The following is a 12,659-nucleotide window of genomic DNA, read 5'->3' as shown; positions in this document are numbered from 1 at the left end:
TTAAATATGTCAAAAAAATATTTTTATAAATTTAGTTGGTTACTGCTAATAGCATTGTGTTTTTATCCTTTTAAGGATAGTAACGCTCAAGTCGAGTATAGATGGCTGTCAGCAGGTTCATTTCATAATTTCTATTCCAGTTTGGGCTCGGAGATAGAAGAGGGTTTTATTAATGAGCAACAAGGTGGTTGGCAATGGCCTGCTATTTACAGAGGGCAGGATGCTCAGGCAATGAAAGCTCTTTGGTTAGGTGCAACCAATTTTACTGACGAACAACAAACCTGGAATTATCGTGTAGTTCACGTTGGCCCTAGAGTTACCGGTCTTGGAGAGTTCTATCCGATATCGATGGAAACAGTTAGTAAGTTCGATCCTCCTGAAGTTAGTGTGGATGGATTGGTCTCCTTTAGCAAAAGTGTTACTAATGATGAAGTAGATCCAAGTATGAAAGCTGACCGAAAGATTGTTGCAGTAACTAATACTTTATTGGGAATTACAGTGCAAAGAACTGCAATGCAGTTCAGTCAGGAATATCATGATAACTACCATGTAATCGAATATATATTTACCAATACCGGAAACGTGGATGACGATGCCGAAATAGAGTTTCCAAATAGAACAGTAGAAGGGTTTGTGCCTTATTTCTTAAATCGTATGGCTCCTGTTAAGGCTTCCAGACATACCATTGGTAATGGTACAGGTTGGGGAGTTAATACAATGAATGACAGAAGAGGAGACGGTCAAAGACCCGAAGAGACTGAAAATTTCAGAGCTCAGTTTGCATGGCATGGTTATTTTCCCGGCTTCGCCACAGCTAATTACGATAATATCGGGGCACCGATTTATGAACCTAGTCCATCTACAGTTGCAGATGGTTACTTAACAGCAGATGATACTACCGGCCGATTAGAAGCATATCATTTTGTTGGAACTGTTACCCTACATGCGGATGCTTCAGCAAATGATGATTCCGATGATCCGGCACAGCCATTTACCATGGCCGAAGAGCATAATGATGATGCTTTGTATGCCAATAACAGTGCATTTAATGCAACCAAAATGGCCGGAGAATATAATATGATGACTAAAGGGCGAGGTTCTACCCGGCATGCATATCAGGTTGAGCCTTCAGGTTATGATGGGTTTATTCAACCAACTAATGACCCTAAGCTAGGAAACAATGACGGAGGTTTCGCTTACAATTATGGATACGGACCTTATACTTTGGCTCCGGGAGAAAGCGTCCGAATAGTAATAGCTGAGGCGTCTGCAGGTATTTCTAGAGAATTAGCAGAGCAAATAGGCAGAAGTTTTAAAGAGGATGTATTAGATCCCGGTTCTGGTGATTATGAGGATATTGATGCAGAGGTAAATGGTCAGACTTTGAGTATGACAAAAAATGAATGGGTTTTCACAGGACGAGACTCTCTTTTTCAGACATTTGAAAGAGCAATTGCTAATTTCAATTCTGGTTATTTAATACCTGAAGCACCACTACCACCAAGCTTTTTTGTAGTTACATCAGCAGGAGATGGAATAACATTAGAATGGGAATACGGCGATGAGGCTGGAGTACAAGGTTTTGAGATTTATAGAGCTTCAAGTCGAGTAGACAGCACATATAGATTATTAGCCGAGGTTCCGGCAACCGGTGATCAACTTTATACATTTAGTGATGGAGATGCCGCCCGAATCGGAAATGAAGCTCAATATCTGTTAGACACTCCGATCCGAGGAAGAGATTACTACTATTATATAGTGAGTGTAGGAGAGCCTAATAATGATGGAACAGGATTAACGCCAACAGGCACAAGCCTTAAAAGCAATCGTTATTACTCACAGTCTTATGATCCTGCCAGGCTATTGAGGGCTGCAGGAGAAGTAATGGAAGATATCAGAGTAGTTCCTAATCCTTACAACCCAAATGTTGACAGATCTTTATTGCTGGATCAGGATGGAAGAGACAGAATTGCTTTCTATGAGATTCCGGGTATATGTACTATAGAAATATATACTGAAATTGGTGAACTGGTCCGAACTATTGAACATGATAATGGGAGTGGTGATGAATTCTGGGATCTTAGAACAGATTTCAGACAACGAGTAGTTAGCGGAATTTACATTGCAAGGATCATTAATGAAGATCCTAACGACGACGATTTTGGTAAAGTAGCGATAAGAAAAATTGTAATCATTTTATAGGTGAAACAGTGAGAATAAGTAAGTTAATTTTATTTGGTCTGGCTTTACTTCTAACAAGTACTCAGGTACATGGCCAAAAGAAGAGAGCACAAACAAGTATGAAGTTCTTAAGTGTTTCTCCATCAGCTAGGGCATCGGGATTATCAGATGCGGTTACTTCAGTTGAGATGGGTGCATACAGTGCTTTTTATAATCCGGCCACAATGGTCAATATTAAATCAAAATATTCTGCTTCCGTTGGTTCAGTTCAATGGATCACTGATATCAATCATAATTCAGCTTCACTTATATACAGGCCTTCTGATGGTAAGTATGGTATTTTTGGATTAAATGCTATTTCAGTAGACTATGGAGATATCATTTCTACAGTAGTAGATGAAAGTGAAGACAAAGGATATAGAGATATTGGCTTCATTAATCCAACTGCAATGGTATTTGGACTTTCTTACGCCAACGCAATAACGGATCAGTTTTCTGTTGGAGCGAATTTCAGATATGCTACTCAGGATCTGGGTTCAGTAACTACAGGTTCTGACGGAGCAGGTGGATTTACCACTCAATCATATTCGGCATCAACCACGGTTCTGGATTTCGGGATTTTGTATAAAACGGGATTTGAAAGTCTGAACTTTGCAATGGCTCTCAGAAATTTTTCTCCGGAAGTATCATATGACACTGAAAATTCAGAATTACCTCTTACGTTCAAGATTGGTATTTCCATGGACGTGTTAGACTTAACTGATCTTGAGGATCATTCATTATTGGTAAGTATAGATGCCAATCGTCCAAGAGATTATGATGAACAACTACTGTTTGGATTAGAATATACATTCATAGATCGCTTTATATTGAGAGGTGGATATGGATTTCCAAAAGATGAGGAAGAGATTGCACTTGGTATAGGTATAAAACAACCACTTGGAGGTTTTGATCTGGGTGTAGATTATTCTTATACACAATTCGGTGTATTTGGTGAAGTAAATAGAATAAGTGTTCAATTAGGATTTTAAAATTTTAGAAGAGTAATGAAAGTCAAAATTAAACTTTTACCTGTTTTTTTACTGCTATTTGCTTTAGTGTTTACCACTTGTAAGGATGATAATAGCATTTTTGATCCCGACTATGAATCTCCGGAGGCTAGACCTGTTATTACCGGTATTTCTCCTGTAAATGGATATTTAGCAGGAGTAGATTCTGTAATTGTTACAGGGGAAGGATTCTCAACCGAAGTTGATGAAATGACAATCAATTTTGGGGGTTCCCCGGGAGTTGTAAAAGCTGCTTCTGAAACTCAGCTAATAGTAAGACCTGGTGTTATTTCCGGAACGGACCTTCCTGTAATAGTTTCAAGAAGAGGAGCTGAATTTTTAAGCGAGAGTGTTCCATATACTTTAATACAGCCTCAGGGATTTTATCCGGGTACTGATAACAATTCTGTTCCTACAACACCAATTGCAGTTGATGGTAATAACAATGTATACACTATTATAAATCGCAACGGTGTAATTAGATATACCAGAATTGCTCCGGATGGAACCATTACCAGAGATCAGGTTAAATATCCGGGTGAACCCAGACCTGATCCTGAAGACACAAGACCTTATCCGGGAGATAGTACTATGAGATTTACATCTTTCAGTGACCTTGAAATAGGTCCTGGAGGGAAAATGTTTACATCCCAGCAAAGTATCAGAGCTATATTCTTTAAAACTTTTGGATCAGATGTAAGAGATTCAGTATGGGCGGCATCTTCATCAGGAAATCTTAAAATCAATGACATGGTTTTTGATGATAACGGTTTTCTTTGGGTAGTGGGACTTGATAGTGATCAGATTCACAGATTTGATGCTGCATCAAGAGCAGAAACCAAGTTTCCATTTACCGGACAATTCAATTCGGTAGCCTATTTTGATAACAACAATGAATTGTTTGTAGGAGGGCTTATAAATGGTAGCCAACAAATTTGGAAGTTTAGTATTAATGGCGGTGGTAATTTAAATGCCGGTGAACTATACTTTGATTACGGAGCAAATTATGATGGTGCTATTACTTCCTTGATTTTAGCTTCAAATGGTGAATTATTGGTTGGCAACTCCGGTGAGACTAGTATTGTCAGAGTTTATCCATCATTGAGCCACGAACCGTTTTATCCCGGTATGATTAAACAAGGAACTTTTGGAATTACTTGGAGAGATGACGAAATTGCTGTGGTAGTAACTGAAGGAGATGACGCCAGTGTGAATTTTATGGATATGTATGATCGCACGCGGGCTGGAATATTTGGGTTTTAAGAAAACTTACACAGTGCAGACTGTTTAACAACACTAAACAATTAAATAATACTTATAGAAACACGGATACAAAAAGGAGAACTATGAAAAACAACAAACTATTAATTCTTTTGGGTTTTTTGCTTGCACCTATGTTAGCAAATGCTCAATGGACATTCGATAATACATTTTTACCGGATACTGCTAATACAAGTGACTTATTTTTTGAGGTACACGGTGTAGCAGTAGATCCTGATGGAAAGGTTTGGGTTCAACCATTTTCAGCTACTGAAACTATAATTACAAGTAGAGACGGAAACAACGGAGACCCTGATACTCTTACTACAAGAGTAGTCTATGTATATAACGCAGATGGTACTCCAGCCAGCTTTTCACCACTTAGTGTTATAGAATACGCTGATGGAACCACTCCAAATGATACTTTAGGTCAAGTTTGGACAGGTGATGCTTATGAAGGTTATTCCGGTAGAGGAATTGAAGCCAGTGTAGCAGACGGAAATATTATTATTTCTCAGTTCAACAGACTCTATAAGATCGATTATAAAACCGGTCAGGGACTTGCAATGGTAGATCCTACATCAGGTTGCTCATTAGGAGAAGCTACTACTGATGCTGAAGGAAATATTTATGTAGGATGTGTGGTGGGAACCGACGCTCCTATTTATAAATATGACAGCAATCTTGAAAACGAAGAAGTGGTTATAACTACAACTGCTAGTTTCTCAAGAGATGTACAAGTTTCAGCTGATGGACAAACTATTTGGTGGGCTGGTTATACAAATGGTTTTGTATTAAGATACCAAAAGCCGGACGAGTTTAGTGGATTCGGTGTACCTGATACTGTGTTAAGAGGAATCAGAGCAGAGAGTTTTGATCTTCATCCTAAAACTAAGCACCTATGGGTTGGAGCAGGTTCATTAAATGATGTTCCTGATGCACCATATACTCCACAAACATGGTATGCTTTTGATTATGATGCTCTTGGAACAGCTAGCGAAGAACCTTTGGATAGTATCCGTTGGTCTGCCGGTGCATGGAACCCTGATTTCACAGGTGAATTTGATGCTGGTCGTCCTAGAGCTCTGGACTTCGAAGCAGAAGGTACAGTTGCTTATGTTGGTGTTTTTAGTGGTGGAGATACTCCATATGATCTTCAGAAGTTCACTACAACACAAGTTTATACTTCAAATGAAGGCGACATAAATGAAATTCCTGAAGGATTTAAATTGGGTCAGAACTATCCTAATCCATTTAACCCAACTACTAATATCAACTACACAATTGATCAAGCTGGTTTAGTGACATTGAGAGTTTATGATATTACAGGTAGAGAAGTTGCAACTCTAGTTAACAACAGAAAGAATGCAGGTGATCATACTGTTACTTTCGATGCTACAAATCTTGCTTCCGGTGTGTATATCTATACACTACAAGCAAATGGCGTACGTTTAACTAATCGTATGACTTTAATCAAATAAGCAATTATTTAACACAAAAGGCAGCCTTGTGCTGCCTTTTTTTTATCCATATTAGAGAGCACAACACGTTTTATGAAAAAGCTATTTATCCTGTTATTTATTTTAGCTCCGGCTATCGCATTCTCCCAAGAAGATGTACCTAAATATGAGTTCAGAGGTACATGGATGGCTACTGTTATTAACCTGGATTGGCCCCAAGCAGGTGGAGTACCGGTTAGATTTCAAAAAGAAGATCTTATCAACAAATTAAATAAACTTGACGAGATAGGAATTAATATAGTTTTTTTCCAGATCAGGACAGAAGGAGATGCACTTTATGATTCTCCAATCGAACCATGGTCTAAATATCTTACTGGTGAAGAAGGGAAGGCCCCTGATCCATATTGGGATCCATTAGAATTTGCTATTGATGAAGCTCACAAAAGAGGAATGGAATTACATGCATGGTTAAATCCATACAGAGCAATGAGAACTATACCAAGTGACTTCACACAAAAGTCTTTACCCGGAAATGCGACAGAAGAAGATGTAGATGAAAGTTTAAAGCCATTTCTTCAAAAAGAATATGAAAAGGGTAAAAGAAAACAGTTTGATACCAGCCAGAGAGATGAAAAACATGTTTCAAATACACATCCTGAATGGCTGTTTGTAATGAACGATAATATTGCAATTATGAACCCGGGTTTACCGGAAGTAATTGACTACAATATTCAGGTTGTAATGGATGTAGTGAACAGATATGACGTTGATGGGATTCATTTCGATGATTATTTCTATCCTTATCCGCCAAATCATATGGCATCCAATAATAATGAATCCTTAGATGATAGCACTTTTATAAAATATCCCAGAGGTTTTACTGATAAAGATGACTGGCGACGAAATAATATCGATATTTTTGTAGAAGGGCTTTATGACAGCATGCAGGTTGTTAAACCATGGGTCAAGTTTGGGATCAGTCCGTTTGGAATTTGGAAAAGTGGTACCCCGGACGGAATAAGTGGAATGAATGCGTATGAAGTTATTTACGGAGATGGAATTGCGTGGCTACACGATCGAACCGTTGATTATATAACCCCTCAACTCTATTGGGAGATAAACAGATTTGGTCCATTCGGTCAGGATTATAAAGCTCTTGCAAATTGGTGGGCTGATAGTGCAGCGGCTAATGAGAGACATATGTATCCGGGACACGGTTTATATCGCTCAGATTCAAACACTTACTCGAACAGTTTATTTGCAGCAAATGAAGTTCCAAAACAGGTTCGAATTAACCGGGGTAATCCTAAAATTCAAGGAAGTGTATTCTTCAGAGAAAAAAATCTAACAGGGTTTTCATCTAAAGGATTTGCAGATTCATTAAGAAATAATTTTTATAAGTATGACGCCCTTCAGCCTATTATGGATTGGAAAAGTATGGCTAAGCCGGAAACTCCAGAAAACCTCGTAGTGAACAGAGATTCGGAGACAGAGTATATTTTTAATATTTCCTGGAGTCCTTCGTCTATAGATCAGATTGCTAAATCCAGCGCAAGTAGTCATACAGACACATTGGTTAAATATGCTGTTTACAGAGTAGATTCAGGAACGGCTCCAGATGAAACAGAGGAAATGACTAAGTATTATAACCTTATTGAAGTTACCGGGGATACTACTTTTACAGACATTACTCCGCCATCGGAAAATGGGTACTGGTATTTTGTAACCGCTGCGAGCAGAAATAATGTAGAAAGTGATCCTACCCCTGCAGAAGAGGCCGGAATAGTTGTATCAAATGAGGAAGAATCTGAAATGGTAAAAGAATTTCAGTTATCTCAAAACTATCCTAACCCATTTAACCCAACCACAGTGATAAATTTCAGGTTGGCGGAAAGTGGATTTACTACACTGAAAGTATATGATATGTTGGGTCGGGAAGTATCAACTCTGTTGAATGAGAATATGACCTCAGGGACACATGATGTTTCTTTTAATGGTTCTAATCTCTCTTCCGGTATCTATATTTATCAGTTGAGTTCCAAAGGGAATACAATTACCCGAAGAATGACTTTGATCAAATAGTTTCTCTGACGAATTCTATTCTAAATGAAGCTCTTTAAATTCTTATTTCATAAATATGAATAAATTTCTATGCCTGTTAATTTTCTTATTGATTCCTGCATCTGTTTTTTCGCAGGTTAAATTCGATACTGTAAACGTTAAGCAAATTGGGGAAGGAGCATTTCATTACTCTATTATTGCTTCATCAGTTCCATGGACTCTGGAAGTAATTGAGTTCGACCTGACTAATGGTATTTATAGTTTGGAAACTGTAAAAGCCCAGGATAGGTTGGCAGCATATGAGAAAACAAGCTCTATGTCTGCCCGAAAGTCTGTTTCAGGCCATGAAGTAATTGCGGCTATTAACGGAGATTTCTATAGTGGTGGAACTCCTACAAATTTACAGGTTCTGAAAGGTGAAATCCTGACAAGACCTATCAATAGAGAAGTATTCGGTTATTCAGGCAATTCGGAAATGTTTATAAATACCACTAGTTATGATGGTGTTTTGAAAATTGGTGAGGCCACTAATTCTATCAGCAATGTAAACAGAGTAAGAAATAGCAATCAAATAATTTTCTACAATCATTTTTTTGGATCTAGTACTGCTACTAATAATTTCGGAACGGAATTAACTTTAAAGGCTATTGATCCCTGGATCGTTAACGGAGAAGTACGTACAGTTGTAGTTTCTAAGTCTGTAAATGAGGGAAACTCTAGTCTCACGGATTCTACTTTCGTACTTTCGGGACATGGAGCCGGTGCAACTACTTTAAATGGAGTTTCTATCGGAGATACATTAACTATCAATCACAAAGTTTCTCCTGCTACTGATGCTATAACAGAAGCTGTTGGTGGAAGTGCTAAGTTCCTGAACGACGGAGTAAATCAAGGAAACTGGCCGGAAAGACATCCCAGATCTGCACTCGGGTTTAATGCGGATACAACCAAGTTCTATTTGGTTACTGTTGATGGCAGGCAATCGACCAGTGCCGGTATGACACTTACAGAACTAGGTGATTTTATGTTAGGTATTGGAGCTCATAACGCTCTGAATCTTGACGGAGGGGGGTCAACCACTTTGGTAGTTCACAATGAGGTCGCCAATTCACCTTCAGATGGAGCCGGCGAAAGATCGGTAGCTAATGCTTTGATGTTAGTTTCGAATAAACAAAAAATTGGGAGCCTTCATCGGTTAAATATTGACCCTTCAATCAAAAAGATATACAGAGATCAAAGTTTCACATATAAAGTGGAAGGTACAGATGAAAACTACTTTCCGGTGAACTTAAATACAGAGGAACTCACATTTTCTCTAAGTGAAGGTTTCGATGCTGAAATTTCTGATACAGGTCTCTTTACAGCCGGTAACAATCCTGATACAGGTTATGTGTTTGTGGAATACAATGGCTATAAAGATTCATCGTTGGTTGAGATCAAAGGGATAATGAGTTTTAATTTATTTCCGGAAAAAGCTGTAACTGATGATAATCAGGATCTTGTATTTTTTAATAAATCATATGACAGCGATGGGATATCCCAATCCGTTTCTAATGCTAATGTAAATTGGGAAGTTGAGGATGAGAACATAGGAACCATAGAAAATGACGTTTTCAAAGGGTTAGCAGAAGGAGTAACAAATGTTATAGGCACTTTTGATGGTGTCTCGGATACATCTCAAGTTGAGGTACAGATCGGGAGCGGTATAACACAGATCGAAGACTTTGAAAGTATTGAAGGGATTTCACTAGATGGCGAAAATATAGACCTTTCTAATTCATCGGTCAGTACCGCAGAAAACACATTTTCAGAAGGCGAGAAAGCTTTAAAAATCGATTATCAGTTTACATACGCAGGTACGCCAAGCACATGGGCGTATGTAAGAACCAATATCCCTGTTTTTGGAGTTCCTGATACGATTATAATTGATGGGCTTACTGATGGAAAACAGCACTTGATCGACGCTATCCTGACTGATGATAATGGTGAAGAGTTTACGATCAGGCTTAAAAGATATGCAGATAATACAGATTTTGAAGAGTATTACCTTTCTATGGAAAGTGTTCAAGCTACGGATCCTTTTAGCAGCTATTACTATCCTATTACAATTACGGGTATTGGAATCAAATTAAAGTCTGAGCAGCAAACAGGAGAAACCTATTCAGGCTCGATCTATTTTGACAATATGAGGTTAAGCTATCCGAAAAATTTAAACGTGTCGATAGAAGAAATACCAGATATTCCTTCGGAAAGCAGATTAGACCAAAATTATCCAAATCCATTCAATCCAACTACTGTGATCAGTTTCAGTATTGCGAAAAGCGGGTTTACTACACTGAAAGTATATGATATCCTGGGGCGAGAGGTTGCAACACTTCTGAATGAAAATATGAGCTCAGGATCACATGATATTTCTTTTGATGGCTCTAATCTTTCATCCGGTATTTATATTTACCGGCTGAGTTCCAAAGGGACTACCATTACACGAAGAATGACTTTGATCAAGTAGTGTTAAATAGAAAAGTGCTTAATCCAAGTTTTCAATATCTATACTTTAATAATAATATTCTTTTTCTTCATCCAGTGAGCTAATCCCCAAAAAAGAAGTATCCACATGATGGCATATAAGATTGAAGCATTTATTGGTGAAGCAATTGACTTGAGTACAACTTCATAGATCCATCCTTTTACAGAATAAGTGGTCTCATTGTAAGTAAAAGTGATCATGCTTAAAACACGAGCTATTACACCACTCAGAAAGAAAACGGTAATCGCATTTAAACCAAAAGCGACTCCCCAGTCAGTGAATTTTTGATTTTCTTTCACATCTAAAAACCAGTAGCATAATCCAAAAATACACATTGCCTGTCCACCGGTGAAAAGTGCATAAGAACTGGTCCAGATATTTTTATTGATAGGGAAGACCCAACTCCAGATGTATCCAATTATGATTAGAACAAATCCCCAAATAAAGAACTGAAGTGTTCTTGAACTTTCGGATTCGTGATCGTTCATCAATATTCTGCCTGTCCAAATTCCTATCAGAGTAGTTCCAATTGCAGGAAGAGTGCTTAGTAATCCTTCAGGATCCCAGTTTTCTTTCCAGGTATGTCCGGATAAAGTAAGTTGATCAATGTAAGCTGCAAGATTTCCTTCGGGGCTGTCAATGGCTCCGGCTCCGAATCCCGGAACAGGTATACCGATCATTAAGATCCAATAGCCTATCAATAGCCCTGCTAGGGTGTACATTTGGGTTTTTGGTTTGGTATAAAGAAATAAAACACTTCCGATAGCATAACAAATAGCAATTCTTTGCAAAACACCGGGAACTCTTATATCGATCAGGTTTGAATGAAGTCCGAAATCAGGTAAAAATGTCAAATAAGGAAATGCCGTTAAAGCCAGACCTAATCCAAATATTTTGGCAGCTCTTATTAAAGTCTTTTTTAAAAGGTCAGAATCTTGAGCTCCTTTATTTTTGGCTTTGGTAAATGCCAGCACAATGGAAACACCTACTATGAATAAGAAAAAAGGAAAGATCAGATCTGTTGGAGTCCAGCCATGCCAGGGTGCATGCTTTAAAGGTCCATAGATATGAGACCATGATCCCGGATTGTTTACCAGTATCATGGCAGCTACCGTAGCACCTCTGAAAAAATCCAAAGAAACTAATCGTTTACCCGAAGAAATACCGCTGATTGAGGTCATATAAATTAAATTATTTTCGGAATGTACTTAAAAATTATTCTTAATGTGGTAATGAAATATTGTGTTAAGTATCTTCAATAAAATTTAACAAAAAATATAAATGAGCATTTTAATAGCTGACAGCGGTTCCACAAAAACAGAATGGGTTTTAGTAAATAAAGAGAGTAAAGAATTCTTTAAAAGTGATGGCTTAAATCCTTATTTCAGGACACACGGGCAGCTTTCTGAAGCTATTAAAAACGGGGTTAAAAACAGTTTAAAAAACACTCAGGTTGATGAGATCTTCTTCTATGGCTCAGGAAGTGGGAATGAATCCAGAAAGGCAATACTTCAGAATGCAATAAGAGAGAATTTTCCTGAATCTGAAATTCATATTGAAAGCGATATGTTAGGCGCAGCTATTGCTTGTTTTGGTAAAAAGGAGGGAGTTGCATGCATAATGGGAACGGGTTCTAACTCATGTGTATATGATGGCGAAAAGATCGTGAAGTCAATTCCTTCGCTTGGATTTGTTTTTGGAGATGAAGGAAGCGGTGGATATTTCGGAAAACGAATTCTGAATGCATATTACTATAAAACTATGCCGGAAGATCTGAGAAACGCTTTGGAAGAAACAAGCGATATGTCGTTAGAAAGTGTTCTTCATAAGATCTATGAAGAGCCTCAGGCCAACAGATTCGTGGCATCCTTCTCAAAGATATTAGGTGATTACAGGGATCATCCTTTCATAAAGAATATGGTAAGAAAAGGATTCGAAGCTTTTGCTGATAAACAACTTGGCTATTTCGAAGAATCAAAAGAAAAGGAGATAGGCTTTGTTGGCTCAATAGCTTCGGTTTATCAGGAAATACTTGAAGAGGTACTATCAGAGCGGGGGATGGATCTTTCCATAGTAGTACGCAAACCCCTTGATAGATTGGTTGATTTCCATACATCCTGA

At 38.1% G+C, this 12,659-nt stretch carries 8 protein-coding genes; 7 read left to right on the top strand and 1 reads right to left on the bottom strand.

The genetic code is table 11. The features are described 5' to 3' along the window. Positions 1 to 6 precede the first annotated feature (6 nt). The 6 genes from A8B79_RS01840 to A8B79_RS01815 all read left to right on the top strand — a co-directional run bounded on the left by A8B79_RS01840 (position 7) and on the right by A8B79_RS01815 (position 10,520). Positions 7 to 2,202 (top strand): hypothetical protein, encoded by a 2,196-nt coding sequence (locus A8B79_RS01840; RefSeq protein WP_066217280.1) that lies wholly within the window; start codon positions 7 to 9, stop codon positions 2,200 to 2,202. Positions 2,203 to 2,210: 8 nt separating this feature from the next. Continuing rightward, entirely contained in the window at positions 2,211 to 3,212 is a 1,002-nt protein-coding gene (locus A8B79_RS01835) for a PorV/PorQ family protein (protein WP_153038323.1), read from the top strand. Positions 3,213 to 3,227: 15 nt separating this feature from the next. Next, positions 3,228 to 4,493 carry an IPT/TIG domain-containing protein gene (locus A8B79_RS01830; protein WP_066217278.1) on the top strand — a complete coding sequence of 422 codons (1,266 nt, stop codon included), beginning with the start codon at positions 3,228 to 3,230 and terminating at the stop codon, positions 4,491 to 4,493. A gap of 83 nt (positions 4,494 to 4,576) precedes the next feature. Then, positions 4,577 to 5,971 carry a T9SS type A sorting domain-containing protein gene (locus A8B79_RS01825; RefSeq protein WP_066217275.1) on the top strand — a complete coding sequence of 465 codons (1,395 nt, stop codon included), beginning with the start codon at positions 4,577 to 4,579 and terminating at the stop codon, positions 5,969 to 5,971. Between the two features lie 72 nt (positions 5,972 to 6,043). Next, positions 6,044 to 8,032, top strand: a complete 1,989-nt coding sequence (locus tag A8B79_RS01820) for a family 10 glycosylhydrolase (RefSeq protein WP_066217273.1) — start codon at positions 6,044 to 6,046, stop codon at positions 8,030 to 8,032. 55 nt (positions 8,033 to 8,087) lie between these two features. Continuing rightward, a complete protein-coding gene (locus A8B79_RS01815; protein WP_066217269.1) occupies positions 8,088 to 10,520 on the top strand; it encodes a phosphodiester glycosidase family protein in 2,433 nt (810 codons plus the stop codon). 38 nt (positions 10,521 to 10,558) lie between these two features. On the opposite strand, the gene A8B79_RS01810 is transcribed toward A8B79_RS01815, so the two are convergent. Further along, positions 10,559 to 11,719, bottom strand: a complete 1,161-nt coding sequence (locus A8B79_RS01810) for an acyltransferase family protein (protein ID WP_066217267.1) — start codon at positions 11,717 to 11,719, stop codon at positions 10,559 to 10,561. A 100-nt stretch (positions 11,720 to 11,819) separates the two neighbouring features. Here A8B79_RS01810 and A8B79_RS01805 point away from each other — a divergent pair, with 100 nt between their 5' ends. Beyond that, the gene (locus A8B79_RS01805) at positions 11,820 to 12,659 is read left to right on the top strand and encodes a BadF/BadG/BcrA/BcrD ATPase family protein (RefSeq protein WP_066217265.1); all 840 of its coding nucleotides are present in this window, start codon (positions 11,820 to 11,822) and stop codon (positions 12,657 to 12,659) included.

The organism is Balneola sp. EhC07 (genome assembly GCF_001650905.1).
Lineage (GTDB): Bacteria > Bacteroidota > Rhodothermia > Balneolales > Balneolaceae > Balneola.
Note: the sequence above shows the minus strand (reverse complement) of the source record. Positions and strands in the feature narration are given on the sequence as shown.